This is a genomic window from Mesorhizobium sp. P3_A10, assembly GCF_056403175.1.
In genome coordinates this window covers 531,482-552,565 of the sequence record NZ_JBFUFZ010000004.1, presented here as the reverse complement: position 1 = coordinate 552,565, position 21,084 = coordinate 531,482, and the positions used below count along the sequence as shown (strand labels likewise).

The following is a 21,084-nucleotide window of genomic DNA, read 5'->3' as shown; positions in this document are numbered from 1 at the left end:
ATATCAATGCCCCTTGTTTTGCAACGGGGAGTGTAAGAATGGACCTGTCAAAGTCAACTTAGCCGCACTGGCTTCCGCCGTGCTTTTCTGCGACCATCTTTCGATAATCCCTTTAATTCGTACCGCTCCCCGGGTTCATGCTGCCACCACTTACACCTGCCGAAGAAAAGCTGCTGCTGAACTATGCGGACCCCGAGGCGCCGTTGGCCGGCGGCGCTCCCGCGGCAAAAACCCTGTCGGCCCTGCTGGCCAATGCCGAATTCCACGGCATCCTGCCGATCATGCTGCGCAAGTTGCAAGAGCGTGGCGACGCGCATCTGCCTCAGGACGTCGGATTGATGGAGACGCTGTCCGACCTGCGCCAGAAGTCGACGCTGGTCATCGGCCAGTCGATGCTGCTGCAATACCATGGCGACCGCATCATGAAGGCGCTGGCCGCAGGCGGCATTCCAGCACGCATCGTCAAGGGCCCGGTCTTTGCACGGACGCTCTATCGCCATCTCGCCGACAGGCCCTTCACCGACATCGACATCCTCGTCGACCCGGCGCATCTGGCCGACGCCAACCGGGTGATCGCTGCCTGCGGTTTCGAGCTCGGCAGCAACGAAGCAGAATCCAATGAGCTGCAGGAGTTCAAATGGCTCGAGAAGGAGAATTCGAGCCTGATGATCGAACTGCACGGCAATCTGGTGCATGATTCGGGCATGCGGCGGCGGCTGTCGCTGGGCTTTAGGGAATTGCGCACGATCGACGGCGACGCGACCGACACGCCGGCCGCCATGCTGACCATCGCCATTGTCCATGCCGCCGGCGGGCACAAGTTCCACCGGCTGCAACTGTGCGTCGACGTGCTGCAGGGCGTGCGTGCCCTGCGATCGCCGGACGCGGAAGCGCGCCTGCTCGAGGCTGCGCGGATGACCGGTATCGAGCTCGAACTGGCAACCGTGCTCAACGTCACCGGCCGGCTGTTCGATGAAAGGCGCGCGCTCGATATTGCCGATCGGATCAAACCCGACCTCGGTATCCGGCTCGCCAGGCGGCTGATCACCCGCGATACACTGCTCGGCGTCAACTCCAGGGACAAGATGCGCTCGCGCCTGCGCCGCGACGCCTTTCGCTGGATCCAGAGACTGGCCAAAGCCAAGCCGCACTTTGCATGAGCCCGGACAAGCCGATTACGGCGGTTTTCATTCTCGAAATCTCAGCCGTTACCGGGCCGATGCTCGCCGGCTGGGTGGAGAAGGGCCATCGCATCGCCGCCATCATTGTGCCTGCGCCACGCCGCAACAAGCGCTTCAGCGTTGGCACCTGGCGGCGGCGCCTGAGGCGCAAGCTTGCGCTCAAGAGCAATCTCGGCGGCACACTAGTCCAGCTGATCGAGTTCGGCCGGCCGCATGACTGGGACGCGCTCGCACGGCGTCTTGCCGGTCTCGGCGCCGACGTTCTTGTCTGCTTTGGCTTCAACGCCCTCATCCCGGACGCTGTGCTGAAGCTGTTTCCAAGGGGCGGGCTGAACCTGCATCCGGCGCTGCTGCCGCACTACAAGGGGCCGCATCCAATCCAGCGGCTGATCATCGACCGGCAGCATGAAATCCATGGCGGCGTGACGCTGCACAAGATGACGTCCGGCTTCGACGAAGGCGATATCCTGGCCCAGATTGCTTTTTCCGGCGAGGATTGGAGTTCAGCGGCAACTGTTTCGCGGGCGCTGGCGAGCGGAATGAGGACGCTGGTGACGGAGTTCGCGCCTGAACATTGCACAGGCGCGCTTCTCGGCAAGCCACAGCCGACGGGGGATTTCACCTGGGCACAACTCGCCCGGGCACCGCTCGTCATCGACAACAACTGGTCGAGCGGCGATGTTGCGCGCGTGTGGCGTGTTGCCGGACGCAACGTTGCCATCCACGTCCTGGTGAATGGCAGGCTGGTGCGGCTGGCGCAGCCGATCCGCCGGCTTGGGCCGGCGACAGGCAAGGCGCCGGTCAGACGCTGGGGATGGGTCGAATTCGATTGCGCCGACGGCCGCTTTGCCCACCTCGTCTACAATGGCTTCTCCAAATTGCTGGTGCAATTGCAGCGCATAGTGAGCCGGCTTCGCACCCTACGCTGACCCTTCGAAAGCGCCGGCGCAGAGAAGATGGAGAGCGCTCAGCCCTGTACCGCCAACGCGGCGCGGATCAGCGGCGCGGCGTCGGCCGGCATCGCCCCGACTTGCAGCGTAAAGGTTGGAACGGCCAGAACCAATTTGGTGATCGTCGCCATCCGGCGCTTCTGCAGCGGCAGCAGACCGGTCATGCCGGTTCTGACATTATCGGCCGTCAGCGCCACCATCGCGTCGGTTTTGGCCATGGCGACCAGCCGGTTCTGGCGATCGGCCGAGCGCGCTAGGTGGAAGAGCGCCGCGACCGGCCTGGGGCCTGTGTCCTCGACGCGTATGATCTCGCGCAGGCGTTCGAGCGAGACGGCCTGCTCGCCATTGCGATCCCACGAGGGACCGAGACATGGCTGGACGAGCGGGATCATCTCGGCGGTTTTGCGATGGATCTTGGCAGCCCGCGGCAGGCCCCAGGCGAGAGCCTTGCCCGAAACGAGGCTGAGGACCATGGCATCGTCCGAACAGAGGCCGAACCCTTGCGAGGCCAGCGCCAGCGATGTCGTGCTTTTGCCGGTGCCGCTCGGCGCATGGATCAGCACGAGGGCATCGCTGCCCGGCAGCGTCAGCCCGGCGGTGTGCAGCATATGCTGGCCGCCAGCATCGAGTGCCGCGTCGAGCACCAGCATCCACAGCGTCCAGACGATCTTCGTATCCGGGCGGACGTAGATCCTGGCCCAGCCTTCGCCGGCATGGATCGAGCAGGTCTGGCTGCCGGGGAAAATCAGATGGATGACGGCGCCATTGTCGATCATCCGGCAATGGCCGTCCTCGGGCACCTCGCCATCGAAAGCAAGCGAGCCGTCCGGCGATTCCGGCAAGGATTTTGTCTCGACGATATCGATGCGAAAGCCCGGCTCGGCCGATTCGCTGACGCGCAGGCTGGCAACCATTCTGTCAAAATCCCGCCAAAGATCCGAGCTTTCGGCGGTGATGCCGATGACCTGTCCGTTGAGGGCATAGCGGCCGGAGGCGGCGGGTCTGGTCAAGCGACGTGCGCCTTTCCGGCGTCGGCATGGTGACGATAGATTTCCACCATGCCGGGAAGGCTGTCGCTGACCACCGGCCGGCCGTCGAGACAAACCCAGCAATGCGCCGCGATGCGCGGCGCATGCATCGACTTCGGGTCGACGCCGAAGCGCAGATCCGGATCGAAGCCGGCAAAGCGCAGGAAGCGATGCGCCAGCAGTCCTTCCCGCAGGCATCGGCGATCACGCATCAGCCATGGATGCCGGACCGTGCGGTTGACACGGGCGACGATGTAGGAAGACGGCAGACCCCGGTAAGGGGTCGATGAACTGAGCGGCGCCCATTTGAGCACGGCCTCAAAATTGCGATGGCCTATCAGGACCGGCATCAGCCGGGCGCTTGCCCACAAATGACCGCGAAACAGCGCTCGCAACAAAGGACCGTCTGCCATCATGCGCCCGGGTCGGCAAGGATACCTTCGGAGACAAGCTCGGCCGCCAGTTCTGCCATGTCCTGATCGAGCGTGCCCTTGTCGATCTCGAATTCGTCGGAAAGCAGGGCGACAATCTGGTCGAGGCTGCGGGCGCCATCCACCTTGTCGAGGAAGGCCTCGGTGGTGCTGTTGCAGGTGTAAAGCTGGCCGCTGCGCGCCAGAAGCACGACGGCGCCGTCGCCGACATGCTGGACCGAGGCGTCGTCCACCAGCCGCAGAACCGTCTCAGATGCAATTTCGACCACGGACCCGCTCCAGATAGGCAAGTTTTGCTGGAGAGCAATTAGCGCGGCAATGCTGCGCTGTCCATTGTCCAGCGGCATCGCGGCACGAGCAGCGGCAGTTTCAGTCAGAATCGGATCCACTTGATCCAGCAAAGCAAAAGCCCGCCTCGTTCAACGAAGCGGGCTTTTGGAATGGGGATTTGATCTCAGCGTGCTGAACTGGGAGACGCTACCGTCTGGGACAGCTTCTCGCGCTTGTTCAGCGCAGGCTTTTCATAAGTCTTCTTCACAAGATCCCCCTGAAAATAGTTCACGATTTCACGAGACAGCCGGCACTGCGCATTGTCAAGTCGGCGAAGCGGATTGAGGCGCGGTGTTGCTTTTCTTACCCAGAGTAAGCTATGGAGTCGGCCGAGTGTTTGGGGGACTAGAGTATGCGTTACAATTGGGATCGGGCCCCGACCGGGTTCGAACGGCACAGGAAAGCCTTGGCTGCGGCCATACTGATCGCTGGCGGTGTTGGCCTCATGCTCGCGGCATTGCCGCTCTAGGACGATCAAGAACCATTGACCGCCCGGGTGCCGCTCCGTTCAGGGGCGGCCTGAGATTGCCCGGATGCCTGGTCACAAGCAGCGCTTTTTCAGCGCGTTTGCCCGGTGACGGCGATGAATCGGCGGTCGCGCCCCTCGAATCCCTGGCTGAAACGCTGCACCAGCACGGCAATCACAGCCGGCTTGCCTTCCGGGGTGAATTCATAGGATTCCGACAGGCTGTAGGAGGTCGGGCAATTGCGCGACCCCGGCACAGTCTTGTCCTCGTGCAGCAGCTTGAACGGCTTGCCATCCTGCCCTTGCAGCGTCAGGCGGAAACCAAGCGCCTTGCCGGTTTTGTCGGCTTGAAGCGCTGAGTCGCCTTGCTGGGCCTCGTCGAAACTTGCCGAGCAATCCGTCTTGCTGTCGGCCAGGATCTGCTCGAGCTGAATGGTCGAAATGCCGGTTTCATCAAAAAGCGGCGAGAGCCATTTCTGCGAAACCTGCTCGAGGCGGGAAATGTCGTTGTAGTCGACCATGTCGTCGGGAAAGGTGAACTTGTCGGAAGCCGTGCGTTCGCCGCGCGCCGCGATGGCGTATTTGGCGAGGATCGGCGCCGCCTGCGCCGCGGCCTGCGCCCGCGCCTGCTCCAGGGTCAGTGTCGACTCTTCCGACTCGTCGACGACGAGAATGGGTTTCCCGCCGACGAACTGATCGGTGCGGGTGTCGATGATGTCGATCTCCGAATAGCCTGAATCCGAGGCTCCGGCGTCGAGCGTGCCGTATTGCTCGAAGGCGAAGTAGTTGCCGTCGGGCGAAAAGCCGACGATGCGCCGTGCCGCGGCATCGCCGGCCTGAGCGGTTCCGGCAGACAATGCCAGACCTGCGCCGAGAACCGCCACAAACAGCGGCGATGTGATGATTCGCCGACGAAGCATGAGCTCCCCCTCCTTCATTTCACCAGAGCGGTCACCGCCATGAAGCGGCGGTCAGGATCTTCCATGACATATTCGAAGCGTTGCACGAGCACCGCAAGCGCGATCGAATTGTCGGCGAGCTGCAAGGCATGCACCTCCGCCAGACCGAAGCCGAGCGGGCAGCCGTCACCTGCCTGCGGAGACGGGCTGGCACCAAGCGCAAGCGACTGCTTGCCAACGCGCTCCAGAGTTAGCGTGAAACCTTTGGCGCTGTAGCCATAGTCGGCGCACGTGCCGGCGGCCAAATCCACGGCAAATTCGTGCAGGTCGATATGCGCGCCAGCCCCGAACATCGAGGCATCGAGCGGCGTTGTCGCGACCGCCGCTTGCTGCAATGCCTTGACCACCGGCGATTGCCGCCCGTCGGTCTCGTCGGCGATGGAAAGCGTGGTCTCGCGCGAGCGGCTGGCGGCGACGATGCCAAGCTCGATGCCGGCGGAGCCGATGCCGAACCGGGCGAGCAAGGGCGCCGCCTGTTTCCTCGCTTCAAGCCGGACGATGGCGAGCGGATCCCGGTTGGGATCCTGCAAAAGACTGTCGTCGACCGTGGTGGTGTCGATGACCAGCGGCGTGCCGCCGGCAGGCCTGCTCGTCGCGACTTCGATCACATAGGTTTCCGAGTAATCCATGCCGGCGACGCTTTCGGTGCCATATTGCTCGAAGGCGAAGTAACGACCGTCGCTGGAAAAGCCGAGCAGATGGACGGCGGCGCCATCGCCCGCTTGAGCGGAGGACGCCATTGCCGAAAACAGCGCCGCGAATGCAGCCCGCCTGACCCCGCAGCGCAAAATCATCATGTGCCAGCCCCAATTCCAGCCCTGGACATGCTGCCTTGCATTTGCGGCCAAGGCGAGGTCGGCGAAAGACGAAATTGCACAGGACCGGGAAAAACAGCTAGGCTCTTTCCAAAGACGGCAAATCGTTCGCGGAAGGAAGTTGGATGGCGTCACGCTATCACGAGGTCTATGAGAGCTGGCAAAGCGACCCGGAAAAGTTCTGGGCCGAGGCCGCCAAAGCCATCGATTGGTATTCGCCCCCCGACAGCGTGTTCGACGCCAGCGCGGGCGTCTATGGCCGCTGGTTCAACGGCGCCACCTGCAACACCTGCTACAACGCCATCGACCGTCATGTGGCCGGCGGCCGCGCCGACCAGGTCGCGCTGATATATGACAGCGCCATCACCGGGACGGTCAAGAAGTTCACCTACGCCGAGCTGAAGCGCGAGGTGGTGGCGCTGACCTCGGTGCTGAAGAACCGCGGCATCCGCAAGGGCGACCGCGTCATCATCTACATGCCGATGGTGGCGGAAGCGGCCTTCGCCATGCTGGCCTGCGCCCGCATCGGCGCCGTACATTCGGTGGTCTTCGGCGGCTTTGCCTCGCACGAGCTTGCCACCCGCATCGACGACGCCAGGCCGAAGCTGATCATCTCCGCCTCCTGCGGTCTGGAGCCGGGACGCGTCGTTGCCTACAAGCCGCTGCTCGACACTGCCATCGAGCTGTCGCGGCACAAGCCCGACGGTTGCCTGATCCTGCAGCGCGACCAGCTGCGCTGCGAGCTGAAGGAACACTACGACATCGATTTCGCCGACGCCGTTGCCCGCGAGCGGGCTGCCGGCGCCAATGTCGACTGCGTTCCGGTGCTGGCCACCGATCCGCTCTACATCATCTACACATCCGGCACGACCGGCCAGCCGAAGGGCATCGTGCGCGACAACGGCGGCCACATGGTCGCGCTGAAATGGACGATGGAAAACGAGTTCGGCGTCAAGCCGGGCGAGGTGTTCTGGGCGGCGTCCGACGTCGGCTGGGTGGTCGGCCATTCCTACATCGTCTACGGGCCGCTGCTGCATGGCGCGACAAGCATCCTGTTCGAGGGCAAGCCCATAGGCACGCCCGATGCAGGCACCTACTGGCGGGTGATCGCCGAGCACGGCGTGGTGGCTCTGTTCACCGCGCCGACCGCCTTCCGCGCCATCAAGGGGCAGGACCCCAAGGGCGAATTCGTGCCGAAATACGACCTGTCGAAATTCCGTACCCTGTTTCTTGCCGGCGAGCGTGCCGACCCGGAAACCATCAAATGGGCGGAGCAGAAACTGAACGTGCCAGTGATCGACCATTGGTGGCAGACCGAGACCGGTTCGCCAATGACCATCAACCCTGCCGGCCTTGGCCTGCTGCCCGTGAAATACGGCTCACCCGGCGTGCCGATGCCCGGCTATGACATTCGCGTGCTCGACGATGCCGGCCATGAGGTGCCGCGCGGCACGCTCGGCAATGTGGTGGTGAAGCTGCCGCTGCCGGCTGGCTGCCTGCCGACACTATGGAATGCCGATGGCCGGTTTCGCCAAGCCTATCTCGACGAGTTCCCCGGCTTCTACAAGACGGCCGATGCCGGCATGGTGGATGCGGACGGCTATCTCTATGTCATGGCGCGCACCGACGACATCATCAATGTCGCCGGCCACCGGCTGTCGACCGGCGCCATGGAAGAGGTGCTCTCCGCGCATCCCGACGTTGCCGAATGCGCCGTCATCGGCATCGCTGATGCGATGAAGGGGCAGGTCCCGCTCGGCTTCGTCGTGCTGAATGCCGGCGTCGACCGCGATGTCGGCGCTATCGAGAGCGAAGTAGTCGCCCTGGTGCGCGAACGGATCGGGCCGGTCGCCGCGTTCAAGACGGTGGTGACGATCAAGCGCCTGCCCAAAACGCGCTCCGGCAAGATCCTGCGCGGCACCATGCAGAAGATCGCCGACAAGGAGGCATGGACCATGCCGGCGACCATCGACGATCCGGTCATCCTCGACGAGATCAGCGCGGCGTTGAAGGGACGTGGGATAGGGATTTAGGAAACCGCCCGGCCGCCATGCATGACACGCCGGCTTTCGATGGCGGCCTGTCGCTGTTATGGAATTTCCAACACCCGGCATGGTATCGACGTTTCGCAAGCGCGGGTTAGCAGCGCGCTTCAACACCGAGATCCATTTCAGCAGGTATCGAGCCCTCAATCCGTGGCCTTGTTTCAGCGAAAACCCCGAACCGCGGCGCGCGAGCGCCTGGAAATGGACATGCAGAATACGGTCGTCTACGCGATCGGCGACGTGCATGGCTGCTACAAGGAGCTGCTGGCGCTGGAGCAGAAGATCCTGCTCGATGCGTTGCCCTTCCGCGGACGCAAGATCATCATCATGCTTGGCGACTACATCGACCGCGGCGTTCAGTCGGCGCGCGTGCTCGACCATCTGATCGCGCCGCCGCCGAAGGGATTCTTGCGCGTCTGCCTGGCGGGGAACCATGAAGTCGCGATGCTGAACTATCTCGACGGCTATCTTTCAAGAGAGCCGTGGCTGGCGGCAGGTGGACTTGAAACCCTGTTCTCCTACGGTGTCGACCCGGCGCGCCTCAGCAACCTCTATGAGTCGAGCGAAGAGGTTGACCAACGCATACGGGAGGCTATTCCCGCCGGCCATGTCAGCTTCATGCGCACGCTGCCGGTCCTGATCTGCTCGCAGAAATTCGTCTTCGTTCACGCCGGGATCAGGCCCGGCATCGATCTCGCCGAGCAGGACGAGGACGACCTGCTCACCATCCGCTCCGAGTTCTTTGAGGCCGCGCATCTTCTCGACCGCTGGGTGGTGCATGGGCACACGGTGGTCGACACTCCAAGGCTCGAAGGGCGTCGGCTCGACATCGACACCGGCGCCTTCCAAAGCGGAAGGCTGACCGCCGTCAGGATCGCCGGCAAGCATGGCAAGCTCATCTTTTCCTAGGCGTCCCGCTTGCAGCGCCGCGGGGGCGCTGCAAGGCATTTTTCAGCTCGCGCAGGGCTAGGCGGCGGCCCTCGTCCGCACGTCCGATTTCTCCAGATAATAGCTCGAATATTTGTCGAAGAATTTCTCCGAGCCGCCGAGCGATCCGTATTTTGCCAGCTTCTTCAGATCGACCTTGTTGAGGACGACGCCGACGATCTTGTTGGCAACGTACGGTTCCTGCTCCAGCATCGACCGCACCATGGCACGCGGCGTGCGCCCCCATTCGGTCACCAGCACGAAACCGTCGGCCAGAGGCGCGAAGGCCTTGGCATCGACCACGGGACCCAGCGGCGGCAGATCGACAACGATATACTCGAACGTCTCCTTGGCGTTCTCGATGAAACGCCGCATTCCCGCCGACGAGAGAAGTTCGCTCGTATGCGAGAATTGACCACGCAGGACGGCCGGGATGATGGCCAGCTTTGTCTGCCGGTCGATCTTGCCAACCGATTGCCAGGTCTGGCCGTTGACCACCGCTTCCATCAGTCCCTGCTCAGCTTCCATGCCAAGGTTGCGGCTGAGGCCGGGATTGCGCAAATCGCCGTCGATCAGCAAGGTTTTCGCGCCATTGGCGGCAAGCAATCCGGCCAGATTTGCCGCGATCGTCGACTTGCCTTCGCCAGGCAGCAGCGAGATGACGCCGATGACCCGGCTGCCTTGCCCTTCCATCACCACATCGAAGGCGATCTTGGCGTTGCGGAGCGTTTCGGAGAACATCGATGCCGGAGCGTCGACACTCACCCGCATGCGCGCCCGCCTCTCGGCAGCCGACAGCGTGTTGGCGCCTTTGACACCCGTCTCAGCGTCGTCAGTCTCCTTGCCGAGCTTGCCGCCGATCGTTGGCAGGTAGCCGAGGAATTTGAGGCCGACGCGGTCGCGAACATCCTCGCCGGTTCTGAAGAAGCGTTCGTTGAATTCGTTCAGGCCGCCGAAGCCGGCGCCGAGCAGGAGGCCAAGCACGAGTGTGAGCGCCAGCACCTTGGAAGTGCGCGGGCCCGACGCCGACATCGGCGTTGTCGCATCGGAGATGATGCGGACCTTGCCTACCGGGAAGGACTGCTGCTGCGAGGCTTCCTCATAGCGGCCGAGGAAGGTCTGGTAGAGCGTGGTGAGCGCGGTTGCCTGCTGGTCCAGCTCACGCAGTTTGACCTGCGACTGGTTGTCGACGGAGCTCTTGCCTTGAGCCGCCGCGACATTGGCCCTGAGCGCGGTCTCGCGAGCCAGCGCGACTTCGTATTCGTTGCGGTAGCTTTCGGTCAGCTGCTTCAGCTCACCGAAGATCTGCGCCGACAGATCGGCCTTTTCCTTGGTCAAAGCGACCGCCTGGGGATGTTCGGCGCCGAAATTGGCCGTGACGTCCTGCAGCCGCTTGGTGACGGTCAGGTAGCGGGCCTTGAGCGTCGCAATTACCGAACTCGCCGGCTGATCGCTTGATATTGCGGAATCGTTGAACGCGTTGTCGGAGCCGCTCTCGACGATGGTCTTGTACTGCTGGTAGCGGGCGCCGGCACGAGCCGTATCGGCCTGCGCAACAATCAGCTGGGCGTTGAGTTCGGCAATTTGCTTGTCGCTGATCAGCTGGCCATCGCTGCCGGCGGCCAGGCCATGCTCGGCCCTGAACTTCTCTACCGCCAGCGATGCCGCCTGCGAACTTTCCCGGAGTTCGGTCAACCTGCCCTGCAGCCAGACTGCTGCCCGTTCGGTGGCGTCGAAGCTCGCATTGAGCTGGTCGGCGAGATAAGCCTCGGAATAGGCCTTGGTGATTGCGGTCGCGAGCGCCGGGTCCGTCGACTGATAGCCAAGGTCAATCACGTAGCTGCGGCCGTTGCGCTGCGCCACTATCTCGCTCTGCAGCTTGAGGGTCGCGTAGTCGCGGCGTGCGGTGACCATCATGGCCTCACGCGTCGCCGCGTCGACATTTTCGAGACCGGGGATATCCGGGCCAGAACTGCTTCGGAAATAGCCAACCAGCCCGCGCGCAAAGCCGATGCCCTTCGCCAGGGCCGACACTGGAGGGTTCATGAACGCGTCGTTCTGGTCAAGCTTCAGCTTGTCGACGACCACCGCCGCCAGCCTTGCCGAGCTGATGATCTCGATCTGGCTGAGCAGGGCGGCGTCGGTCTGCATGCTGACAGACGCGGCAGAGACTTCATCAACGACCTTGTTCAATCCCTCATCGATCAGAACGCTGGCAACCGACACGTAGGTTTTGGGCGTCGTCTGCAGATAGAGCACGCCTAGAAAAAGACCGATGACCGCACACACCGCCACCACCTTGGCCTGCCGCATAGCCATGCCAAGCAGACGCTCGATGTCGATGAAGTCCTCACCGTTTCCCGTATCTGAATTCGGCAATGGCATCCTCTTGTCGAGAGGAAAGTTGGCATAGTTCATCTTCGGTCCAATTCTAGGTTGCAGGCGCTAGAGCAAGATGGGGTCGGGCCCCATCTGCTCCGAGGCCTCGAAGATCGGGGGCAAAGCATGCGACGCAAACTTCATGCCAGATAGAGTGCCAGCCAAGCGCGGCAGCATGTGTTGCGTCGACACGCTATGCTCCCAAAAGATGGGCATTATGCGGCTTCTTCCTGGCGCTCATGCGACCGCACGAACTGCTGCAGCATTTCGAAGATCGGGCCCTTCATGTCGTTGCGCGCCAGCGCGAAGGCGATGTTGGCCTCGATGAAGCCTTCCTTCGAACCGCAGTCGAACATGCGGCCGTTGAAAGGCTGGGCAAAGAAGGCCTGGCTCTGCGCCAGGCGAACCATGGCGTCGGTGAGCTGGATTTCATTGCCGGCGCCGCGCTGCTGGTTACTCAGCAGCGAGAAAATCTCGGGCTGCAGGATGTAGCGGCCATTGATGTAGTAGTTCGACGGCGCATTGGCGGGCGCCGGCTTCTCGACCATGGCCGTCACCTCGAAGCCTGTGCCGACCTCGGCGCCACGCCCAACGATGCCATATTTGCTGGTCTCGCTCGGTTCGCAACGCTCGACGGCGATGACGTTGCCGCCGGTCTGCTGGTAGAGATCGACAGTTTCGGCGAGGCAGCCGCGGCCGCCAAAGGACACCATGTCCGGGAGCAGCAAGGCGAAGGGCTCATTGCCGATGACCTCGCGCGCGCACCACACGGCATGGCCGAGACCTTGCGGCGACTGTTGCCGGATGAAGCTGGTGGCGCCGGCCACCGGAAGCAGGCTTTCAAGCGACTGCAGCTGTGCTTTCTTGCCGGTCTGTTCCAGCGTCCCGATCAGTTCGGGGTGCAGATCGAAATAGTCTTCGATGACAGCCTTGTTGCGGCCGGTGACGAACACGATGTGCTCGATGCCGGCTTCGAACGCTTCGTCCACCGCATACTGGACCACAGGCCTGTCGACGACCGGCAGCATCTCCTTCGGCATCGATTTGGTCGCCGGCAGGAACCGTGTTCCAAGCCCCGCCACCGGTATGACTGCCTTCCTGACTTTCTGCATCGCATATTCCTTTTGAGAGGATCGACTTCAACTATCGCTGGCTACGAAAAACCATTTCTTCACCTGCCCACATTCTTCACCTCCCCATGCCCACGGCGAACTGTGCCGCTACCCTCTTCAACCGGACAGCGATCGGCATGCTCATATGCCGGACCGCTGCCGGATCACTAAGCGCGGTCCGGATCGCTTTGAGCGGCGACCGCGCCTTGATGTGCTGGACCAGCGACAGAAACGATGCCGCCTTGCGCAGGCTGCGGCTGCGCCTGGCGAAGGCGGCTTGCGCCTCCGGGTCCATCGAATGAGTTTGAGCAAAGACGGCATCGGCCTTGCGCATCGCCTCGACGTGATGAAGCTCGAGCACGCGCGAAATGGAGCCGGTGCGGATATGGTAGACATAGCCGGTCGTCGGCTCGACCACGCATGTGCCGCCCTTGGCCAGAGCGTTGGCCAGCAGGATGTAATCTTCGCCGATGATCAAATTTTCATCATAACGAAGCCCGTTTTCGTTCAGAAACCGGCGCTGAAAGATCGGCTTGAGATAGCCGAAATTGAATTTCGATTCGAAAACCACATTGCCGCCGATGAAGTCGGCCAGCGAGATTTCCCGCAAACCTTCCAGATAGTCGGCCGGAAACATGGTGTCTTCGGCCACACCGTCCTCGCGCACGACCTGGAGGTTGTCGACAGCGATCTCAGCACCCGTCTTTTCCGCGCGCGCGATCATGGCGGAAATCCGCTGGGGATAGACGGCATCGTCGGAATCGAGAACCGCGACCCACCTGCCGCTGGCAAGCTCGAGGCCGGCATTCCTGGCGCCGCCGGGACCGCGATTTGCGCGAAGCGCCACGACCCGCACGACATCTTGCGGATAGGACCGCGCCACATCGAGCGTTCTGTCGCGCGACTGGTCGTCGACGACGATGATCTCGACGGAGACATCCTTCTGGGCGATGGCGCTGTCGATTGCCCGGCCGAGTGTTGCCTCGGCGTTGTAGGCGGCGATGACAAAGCTGACGTCAGGCTGCACGCTTGCCCCTTTGCTGCGGCGAGGACAGGCCGTACTGGCGAATTTCGCGGACACCGACGAGACCGCTGACGACACCGACATGCATGATGCCGCGCAGCACGCTGCGGTTCCGGCGCACCGGACTGACGGCGGTCACGATTGCGGCGGCGAAACAGAAAGCCGCCTTCGCCGATGCAAGGCCGACCTCTTTGACCCGCCGGACGCCGTGCGCATTGCTTCCCAACAAATGGCCATGCGTCTGCCCGAAACGGAAGCGGCGGCGGCTGAGCCAGTCGAAGGCGGCCCTGGCGCGCGGCACCACCTCTTCGACCCAGGCCTCCCGCGCAAAGGCGATCGTGCCGCCGGCCTTGACCATGTGATCGAAAAACTCGGTGTCCTCGCCGCCGGTCTGGCCACGCGCCAGGCTGAAGCGCCGGCCGGCAAGGCTGTCATCACCCATCCTGAGCAGGACATTGCAGGTGTAGCCGGTGCGGATCTCGCCTTGCACCCAGACCGGCAGTGTCGAATGAAAATCACCGTTGCGCATCCAGTCCGGCGCGTCGGGCCCATAAAGCGCCCGCACCGGGCCGAGCACGGCGGTAGCGTCGTCCACTTCGGCCGTTGCGACCAGTCCGGCAAGCCATCCGGACGATGCGGTTTCGTCGTCGTCGATGAAGGCGACGAAATCCGAAGCGCTGGCGTCAAGGCAGGCGTTGCGTGCGATCGAGATGTTGCGCGCCGGGGCATGCCGATAACGGATCGGCAGCTTCAATTCCGCAGCCAGCGTCGTCACCAGCACCTGCGCCGTCGGCGTATCGTCATTGTCGGCGACAATGACGCCGACATCGAACCCCGAAGGCATGTCCATGGCAGCGATCGAACGAAGCGTGGCGGCAAGCTCCGGCCGCCGGAACGTGCAGACGCAGATGTCGATCGAGCGGTTCTTCGCGGCCATCATGCCACCCCGCGTTGCAATCTGGCGCGGAGAAGCTGCAGCCAGAAGCCGACCGACCAGCCGAAATGCATGACCATCGCCGAGACGCCGACCAAAGCGAGGCCAGGATTGCGCTGGCGGATGGCCGTAACAGCGCCATAGCCGAGGCAGACCGCCGCCCAAAGCAGAAACGGCACCGCCGCCAGCCAGTGGATGAAGGACAAGGCCGCAAGCAGGACGACGGGGAACACCAGCAGCGGAATCATCTGCCGGACTTTCGGGACCATGCGGTGCTTGAGCACATTCTTGGCGCGGCCGCGGCCATAGCCGAGATACTGGAAATAGAGGCCCTTCAGCGATGAGCGCGGATAGTAGATCATCTGCGTCTTGCCGCTCATCCAGATGCGGTGGCCAGCCTGGCGCAGCCGATAGTCGAGCTCAGCGTCCTCATTGTGGCTGAACGTCTCGTCATAGCCGCCCACGGCGGTGAAGGCCGAGATCCGGATCAGCGCGTGGTGGCCGTGGTCGACCCATTCTCCCGCCGACAAATGCCGGTGCTTGGAGCCGCCGGTGCCGAGCTTGGAGTTCTGCGCCGCGGCAACCGCTTTCTGCACCGCGCCGCTGCCGCTGGTCAGCATCGAGACGACGACCGAATCCGCACCTGTTGCCAGCGCCTCCTCGACCAGCAGGTCGCAGAAATCCTGGGGATAGCCGCCATGCGCATCGATGCGGATGAGATAATCCGCACCATCGCCGAAGGCGGCGACGGCGAGGTTGATCGCGGCGCTCTGGATGCGCTTTGGGTTGTGGAGAAGGACGACCTGCGGATCTTGCGCGGCAACTGCCTCGACGATGGCCAAGGTGCCGTCGGTGCTGCCACCATCGGCGACGACGATGCGGGCGCCGAGCCTTTCGGCCGCAGGCCGGAGCTGGCCGAGCAGCGCACCGATATGCGCAGCCTCGTTCAGGCACGGTATGACGATCAGGTTTGAGGGGAGCATATTCTTCGCCATCCTATGCCAACGCCTCGGTAGCAAAAGAGTTCGGCACGGCAGCCAGTCCGCGGAGCTTGTCGACGAAGGCCCGGCAATCGCTGCGATCGTAGCTCCATGTCCGCGGGTTGCGGTCAAGCACGCGCGCCTTCAATTTGCCGAACCGCTCCTCTTCCATCTTGCCAAGCGCTGTCACGAGCGCTTCGGGCGTCGCCTGCGGCAAAAGGATGCCGATGTCCTGCCGGTTGAGGAACCGCCCGGTTTCGGTGTTGCCCATTGAGATCGGCACGGCGCCGAAGCGGCAGCCCTCATAAAGCCGGTTGGGAAGCAGCCATTCGGAGTTCTGGCCTTCCTCGAAGAAGTCGATCGCCCAGGAAAAATGCACCTCGTTGTAGATCGCCGCCATATCCTCCGGATTGCGGTAAGGGCCGCGAAACGAGAGCCAGGGTTCGGCCTCGACGAAAGCGTGAAAATCCGGAAATTCCGACAGGGCCGGGCGCCCCCGGAGGACGATCTCGAAACGTCCATCGAGCCGACGGGTGAATTCGGCCAGCAGCTCCAGCGAGCGGCGGCAGCGCAACGCACCGAACCAGCCGATCCGCCAGGGCGGGGCGACAGGATTTTCTGCCTTGAACCTATCGTCCACCAAGGCGGGTGCGGCTTCGAAATATTTGTTCTCGATCAGCTCCACAGGGGCTGCTACCTGGCCAAAGGGCTTGAAATAGTTGGCGATGAAGGCTGGAGAGCTGGTGACGAGAAGCTTCACATCGCGGGCCAGGTAGCGCTCCGCGCCGCGCATCGCCTTGCCCATGATATCGTTGCGCAGCACCAGGCGATGAATATCGAGACATTCGTAGACGATCGGCACGGTTGCCTGGAACGCCGACTTGGCGCGCCGGGCAAGCGCCAGCATTTCCAGGTTGCGGGCGATGATCAGGTCCGGCCTTTGCATTGTTGCGAGTTTCGCGCCGATCGCGACCGCCGCCTTGGCGACCGCCGCCAGACGCTGACCGAATCGGCCATCACGCGTCGCGCCAAGGTCGATCGGCTGCAGCCCCTCGACATCGGCAATCGGATTCGCGGTTCGGCGGAAGCCGGCCAGTGTGACCCGGGCGCCGCCTGCCCTGAGCATTATGATCCGTCGGCGTACCGCCGGGTCGGAGACATCGTGCACAAGGTACAAGACATGCAGCATTAAAACTCGATCGCTGTTGGCCCACCCACTTGAATGGTAGTACAGCTCTTGCTGCATCGCAACATTTTTGGTGCAGCGTAGCAAAATTAGCCACCTCTACCGCGCCGCACAAACATATCGCCGGAAGTCGGTAACGCGCAAAAGTGGCTGCGCAGGTGGAGCCGCACGAAATGGCACGACATGCGGAGCCAGCAATTTCGGGCAATTTTGCCCCGCGCGCGGCAAAATCACGATCCGATCACGCCGGCCATCAAAATTCCTATACCGGCGATCATGGTAAACCAATTGCTAATATTGTGTTGCACCGCAACAAAAAATGATGTTGACTTCACCCTAGGGAAGTTGGGCTTTTGAATTGGCTTGGGGATCCGTGCTTGCATTCTGTTGCAGTGCGGGATGGCGAGTGCATGGCAGCTCTGCTGCACCTTTGGAATAGCTTGCGAAGACCCCTGATGCCAACTGTTTGAATACGGGTGGGTGCTGTATGGGCAAGTCTCTTCGTATTGCCGTCTATGACGACAAGTATCCGACCAGTTTCGTCACGCCGCGAGCGTCCCGACATACGATCCTGCGACAGCGATTTCTGCCGTTCAACCTGGTCTCGTCGAAGCTGGAAGGCGTGACGCTGATCGAACCTGCTCTGTCCGTTGACATGGTGCATGCGTTCAACCGGATACCTCTCAATTCCTCGAAGTACATCATGTCATTCGAATCCCATTTGCCGCGGCAGTTCGCGCTTCGCAAACGCGGACTGGTGGCGCGTTACCTGGTCTCGCGGATCACGAACCCCGGCTGCCGCCGCGTTATCGCCTTATCGCATTTTGCCCGCAGATGTTTTCTGGCCCAGCATGCCGAAAATCCGCAGCTAGACCTCCTGACCGCAAAGCTGATGGTCCGCCACCCGAACATCGTCGTGCCCGCGGTGGAAGATGCGATGTCCCAAGACACTGCAGCTGAACTGGTGCTGACATTCGTCGGCGCCCATTTCGGCCGCAAGGGCGGATGTGTTGCGGTCAGGATCGCGGAAAAGGCGTTGGAGCAGAATTTGCCAATCCGGGTGAACATCGTCTCCAGTCTCCAGGTTGGCGGCCCCATATGGACAGATCCGACAACTACGGGGTTCTTCGATCCCTATCTCAAGCTACTCGAACTGAAGAACGTCCAGCATCACGGGGCGCTGCCAAACCAGGAGGTGCGGAAATTGCTGCGCAATTCGCATTTCGGCATCCTCGCCACGTTCGGCGACACGTTCGGATATTCGGCGCTGGAATCGATGTCCGAGCACACTCCGGTTCTTGGAACGAGGGTCTGCGCTCTGCCGGAATTCCTCGAGGACGGCGTCAACGGGATTTCATTGCCGGTGAAACTGAACAAGGTCGGCGATTGGTGGAACCCGGGATACGACTTCCGGGGCAACGAGAATTTTGCCCAATATTTCCGCGATGAAGTCGAGCGCCTTGCCTGCCTGGCCATTGAACGGTTGAAGACCTATATCGGCCACCCTGAACTGATGGCCCCGCTGCGGCGCCAAGCCCGCAGGACTGCGGAAACCATGTTTGCGGCCGGGCCCGCAGGCGCATTTCTCGATGCGCTTTACGATCGTGTGGCGCTGGAGCGCGCCACGGATCCGGCGCAACTCGATCCGACTCTTGACGTTTCCTCTCCCCAATCCTTGCCAGCTGAATCCTTGCCGTCCGTATCATCGCCGTTTGTGCCGAACCGGCAGAATGCACCGGGGCGGGCCCGCCGCATCCGGAGAGCCTCCGCGGCTTGAGCGCCCGGGGCACCGCTCCGAAAGTTGCGACCGCGGTTCCTTTATCATTGCGCATTGGCCGCCGATCGGAAGGGGTCGGTTTGTTCCTGGACGGTACGGCAAGGAGAGCGCATTGCTGCTTCGCAACATTTTTGATGCAGTGCGGCGAAAAATTGCCATATCCTTGATGCACAGCTCAACCATCAAGGTGGCGCGTAAGCTGCTACATGCCGAAGAGCCGCATCGAACGGCCGGCTTGAGTATCGTCGCCGCCGAAAGGTTAAAGGCGGCCAACGGAGGCCAAGCATGAATTGCACACGCAGAAAACTCCTGGCGCTTCTGGCTGCCTCCACGGCAGTGCAATCGGTTGCTGGACAGGTGCTGGCTGAGAGCGCCGTGGCAGGAGCTGGGGACGCTGCCCTCGACAAGCTTCCCGACTGGTCGGCAGTCAAGCTCCAGCTCTGGAAATACAACAATCCCTTCGTGCCGTCGCAGTGGGGCGAGCCCAAGCTCGGAGGCTATGACTGGAAGGCCGCGAACGTCAAAATCGTCGACGGCGCACTTCAGCTTACTGTTAGCGAGAAAGCGTCCGCTGAGGTGATATCCGGCGGCAAATCCGATTTTTCATCGGCAAAGTGGGAAGTGGACGTAACCCTCCCAACGATGAAGCCAGGGCTTATCGCAGCCCCGCTTTGGACATTTAACGACAAAGCCCATGAGGAAATCGATTTTGAGATCGTGGGTACGAAAGGGTTGCAGCTCACCGTCTGGGCGAATGTCAACAACCAGCACAAGAGCGTTTGGGTAAAATGGATCCTGCTTGGCGATCTGTCGGGCAAGAGATACCGCCTTGGCATAGAGTATGAGGCCGGGAAACGTGTTGCCTTCTTCATCGATGGCAAAGAGGCTGCTGTGGTTACGCCGGCTGACACCGCAGACGGTGCTTTTCCAAGCCAGCCCATGAAGCCGTATTTCGATCTATGGGTTGCGGCAGGCGCTGTCATGGACACACGCTGGGCCGGCAAATGGGAGCCGATGGCTGCCTCGGACAGATTGGTCATGACAGTTCACGGTTACAGGCGAAGCGATATCGGCCAGTAAGGGTAAAAAACCAGGAAGCGAAAGCCGCTGATCATCGAATATCGAGCAGATGGTCGGCCGTGCCGGTGCAATTCCATGCTGCATCGCAACATTTTTGGCGCGACGTGGTACCTTTTTTGTTGCGCTGCAAAATTGATGCGTTAATCTCGGCCTTGCTTGAGTGCCGCTCGGGCCGTGCGTTGGCCACCAGCCCGGTGCAACGCCCTAAATCGTGACGCGGACCGCATCGGGATCGTCCTGGCGTGCAGCATTTTCGGTCACTATTCCCGTCCTGAGCACCGCCGGCCTGGCCGCGGACCTGCTGACGAAACGAGGTAATTCCATGAAGATCGTCGTCGAAAACACAGTCTGCCTGAACACCGGGGACGCAGCGATTTTCCTGGCGATCCGACACATCCTCAAGGCAGTCGCCGGCAACGACCTGCAGTTCTTCATCTTCGACAGCCAGCCCGAGGTCGCGGCGAGGCTCTATCCTGAGAAGACGTATCCGGACCTCGAATTTCACAAGCTGCTGTCGGAGTCGCTGTTCAAGTACAAGAATGGCGATGGGCTGAAGAACCGGATCAAGCCGATCTACAATCGGCTCGTTCTTCGGGCTCTGCGCTGGTTTGGCAGCAGCGCGCTTGGCACTTTTTTCAGCGCGAGCGACCGCCGCAGCCTCGACATCTACACGGGCGCCGATCTCGTGGTCACGACTGGCGGGACCTATCTCGTCGAGAACTACAATCTCGAAAGACGCCTCAATCAATTCCGACTCGATGCCGTGCTCGGCAAGGATCCGGTCTTCTTCACGCAATCCCTCGGCCCGTTCAACAAAAGTTACAACCGCCAGGAATTGGGCCCGATCTTTGACCGCAGCCCGCTCATCCTGCTGCGCGACGAACGGTCCAAAAACCATATCCAGGATCTGGTGAAGGACCTTGGCAAGTGCCACGTGGTGGCCGATGCCGTCTTTGCCCTGGCCGACACCGACAGGATCGGAAAAATCCTGGCCGCCAGCCAGCCGCCGGCGCCGACCGGCCGCGTCGCCATTTCCGTCCGCCACTGGAACTATGTCAGCGACGGTGAGGGTGGCATGCGCCGCTACCTCGATTCGATCCGCGAGATCGCGACGATTCTGGTCAGGGACCATGGCAAGGAGGTGACCTTCGTCTCCACGTGCCAGGGCGTGCCGGAATACGCCCATGACGATTCCAAGACCGCGCGGGCGATCGTCGCCGAACTCCCTCCGGAGATCGCCGCACATGTGAGCGTGGACGCTGCGTTTCACACGCCGGACCAGTTGATGGCACTGGTCAAAGGCTTCGACTTCGTGGTCGCCACGCGCATGCACATGATGATCATGTCGCTTTGTGTCGGCACGCCGGTGCTGCCGATCGCCTACGAGTTCAAGACCAAGGAAGTGGCCAAGCGGATCGGTGTCGCCGACGTGCTGCTCGACATCGACACGGTGACGGTTGCGGAAGCGAGCGAAAAGCTC

The 21,084-nt window shown here is 62.1% G+C and carries 19 protein-coding genes and 1 pseudogene; 9 read left to right on the top strand and 11 right to left on the bottom strand.

What is annotated here, in order from left to right; genetic code table 11:
* The first annotated feature begins 137 nt into the window (after positions 1-137).
* Both AC1DXU_RS19400 and AC1DXU_RS19395 read left to right on the top strand, forming a co-directional pair.
* Positions 138-1,160, top strand: coding sequence for a nucleotidyltransferase family protein (locus AC1DXU_RS19400; RefSeq protein WP_477371553.1), 1,023 nt, complete (start codon positions 138-140; stop codon positions 1,158-1,160).
* Positions 1,157-2,110, top strand: a complete 954-nt coding sequence (locus AC1DXU_RS19395; protein WP_477371551.1) for a formyltransferase family protein — start codon at positions 1,157-1,159, stop codon at positions 2,108-2,110. The genes AC1DXU_RS19400 and AC1DXU_RS19395 overlap by 4 nt, the downstream gene beginning before the upstream one ends.
* A 38-nt stretch (positions 2,111-2,148) precedes the next feature.
* On the opposite strand, the gene AC1DXU_RS19390 is transcribed toward AC1DXU_RS19395, so the two are convergent.
* The 5 genes from AC1DXU_RS19390 to AC1DXU_RS19370 all read right to left on the bottom strand — a co-directional run bounded on the left by AC1DXU_RS19390 (position 2,149) and on the right by AC1DXU_RS19370 (position 6,142).
* On the bottom strand, positions 2,149-3,141 hold the full coding sequence (locus AC1DXU_RS19390; RefSeq protein ID WP_477371550.1) for a serine kinase: 993 nt from the start codon (positions 3,139-3,141) through the stop codon (positions 2,149-2,151).
* Positions 3,138-3,572 carry a lasso peptide biosynthesis B2 protein gene (locus AC1DXU_RS19385; RefSeq protein ID WP_477371548.1) on the bottom strand — a complete coding sequence of 145 codons (435 nt, stop codon included), beginning with the start codon at positions 3,570-3,572 and terminating at the stop codon, positions 3,138-3,140. Before AC1DXU_RS19385 ends, AC1DXU_RS19390 begins: the two co-directional genes overlap by 4 nt.
* Positions 3,572-3,859, bottom strand: coding sequence for a PqqD family protein (locus tag AC1DXU_RS19380; RefSeq protein WP_477371546.1), 288 nt, complete (start codon positions 3,857-3,859; stop codon positions 3,572-3,574). The genes AC1DXU_RS19385 and AC1DXU_RS19380 overlap by 1 nt, the downstream gene beginning before the upstream one ends.
* Before the next feature lie 619 nt (positions 3,860-4,478).
* Positions 4,479-5,306, bottom strand: a complete 828-nt coding sequence (locus tag AC1DXU_RS19375) for a DUF2259 domain-containing protein (RefSeq protein ID WP_477371544.1) — start codon at positions 5,304-5,306, stop codon at positions 4,479-4,481.
* 14 nt (positions 5,307-5,320) lie between these two features.
* Entirely contained in the window at positions 5,321-6,142 is an 822-nt protein-coding gene (locus tag AC1DXU_RS19370; RefSeq protein WP_477371542.1) for a DUF2259 domain-containing protein, read from the bottom strand.
* Positions 6,143-6,285: 143 nt separating this feature from the next.
* Between AC1DXU_RS19370 and AC1DXU_RS19365 the strand changes: the two genes are divergently transcribed.
* The gene (locus AC1DXU_RS19365) at positions 6,286-8,193 is read left to right on the top strand and encodes a propionyl-CoA synthetase (RefSeq protein ID WP_477371540.1); all 1,908 of its coding nucleotides are present in this window, start codon (positions 6,286-6,288) and stop codon (positions 8,191-8,193) included.
* 219 nt (positions 8,194-8,412) lie between these two features.
* Positions 8,413-9,114 (top strand): metallophosphoesterase family protein, encoded by a 702-nt coding sequence (locus AC1DXU_RS19360; RefSeq protein ID WP_477371539.1) that lies wholly within the window; start codon positions 8,413-8,415, stop codon positions 9,112-9,114.
* A gap of 57 nt (positions 9,115-9,171) precedes the next feature.
* Here the strand turns inward: AC1DXU_RS19360 and AC1DXU_RS19355 are convergent, their stop codons facing one another.
* The 6 genes from AC1DXU_RS19355 to AC1DXU_RS19330 form a co-directional block, all read right to left on the bottom strand.
* Positions 9,172-11,550, bottom strand: a complete 2,379-nt coding sequence (locus AC1DXU_RS19355; protein ID WP_477371537.1) for a polysaccharide biosynthesis tyrosine autokinase — start codon at positions 11,548-11,550, stop codon at positions 9,172-9,174.
* A 176-nt stretch (positions 11,551-11,726) separates the two neighbouring features.
* On the bottom strand, positions 11,727-12,623 hold the full coding sequence (gene galU, locus AC1DXU_RS19350) for a UTP--glucose-1-phosphate uridylyltransferase GalU (RefSeq protein WP_477371535.1): 897 nt from the start codon (positions 12,621-12,623) through the stop codon (positions 11,727-11,729).
* A gap of 76 nt (positions 12,624-12,699) precedes the next feature.
* Positions 12,700-13,650 carry a glycosyltransferase family 2 protein gene (locus AC1DXU_RS19345; protein WP_477371533.1) on the bottom strand — a complete coding sequence of 317 codons (951 nt, stop codon included), beginning with the start codon at positions 13,648-13,650 and terminating at the stop codon, positions 12,700-12,702.
* Positions 13,640-14,584: a glycosyltransferase family 2 protein gene (locus AC1DXU_RS19340; RefSeq protein WP_477371532.1), complete on the bottom strand. Its 945-nt coding sequence runs from the start codon at positions 14,582-14,584 to the stop codon at positions 13,640-13,642. The genes AC1DXU_RS19345 and AC1DXU_RS19340 overlap by 11 nt, the downstream gene beginning before the upstream one ends.
* Entirely contained in the window at positions 14,584-15,564 is a 981-nt protein-coding gene (locus AC1DXU_RS19335; RefSeq protein WP_477371530.1) for a glycosyltransferase family 2 protein, read from the bottom strand. Before AC1DXU_RS19335 ends, AC1DXU_RS19340 begins: the two co-directional genes overlap by 1 nt.
* 13 nt (positions 15,565-15,577) lie before the next feature.
* Positions 15,578-16,750, bottom strand: a complete 1,173-nt coding sequence (locus tag AC1DXU_RS19330) for a glycosyltransferase family protein (RefSeq protein WP_477371528.1) — start codon at positions 16,748-16,750, stop codon at positions 15,578-15,580.
* A 170-nt stretch (positions 16,751-16,920) separates the two neighbouring features.
* On the opposite strand from AC1DXU_RS19330, the gene AC1DXU_RS19325 reads away from it, so the two are divergent.
* The 5 genes and pseudogenes from AC1DXU_RS19325 to AC1DXU_RS19305 form a co-directional block, all read left to right on the top strand.
* Positions 16,921-17,070, top strand: a complete 150-nt coding sequence (locus AC1DXU_RS19325; RefSeq protein WP_477371526.1) for a hypothetical protein — start codon at positions 16,921-16,923, stop codon at positions 17,068-17,070.
* A 164-nt stretch (positions 17,071-17,234) separates the two neighbouring features.
* Positions 17,235-18,524 (top strand): glycosyltransferase family 4 protein, encoded by a 1,290-nt coding sequence (locus tag AC1DXU_RS19320; RefSeq protein WP_477371524.1) that lies wholly within the window; start codon positions 17,235-17,237, stop codon positions 18,522-18,524.
* Between the two features lie 112 nt (positions 18,525-18,636).
* On the top strand, positions 18,637-18,813 hold the full coding sequence (locus AC1DXU_RS19315; protein WP_477371522.1) for a hypothetical protein: 177 nt from the start codon (positions 18,637-18,639) through the stop codon (positions 18,811-18,813).
* A complete protein-coding gene (locus tag AC1DXU_RS19310; RefSeq protein WP_477371520.1) occupies positions 18,810-19,604 on the top strand; it encodes a family 16 glycosylhydrolase in 795 nt (264 codons plus the stop codon). Before AC1DXU_RS19315 ends, AC1DXU_RS19310 begins: the two co-directional genes overlap by 4 nt.
* Positions 19,605-19,926: 322 nt before the next feature.
* Positions 19,927-20,976: pseudogene (locus tag AC1DXU_RS19305) on the top strand (polysaccharide pyruvyl transferase family protein); the annotation flags it as partial.
* Between the last annotated feature and the right edge of the window lie 108 nt (positions 20,977-21,084).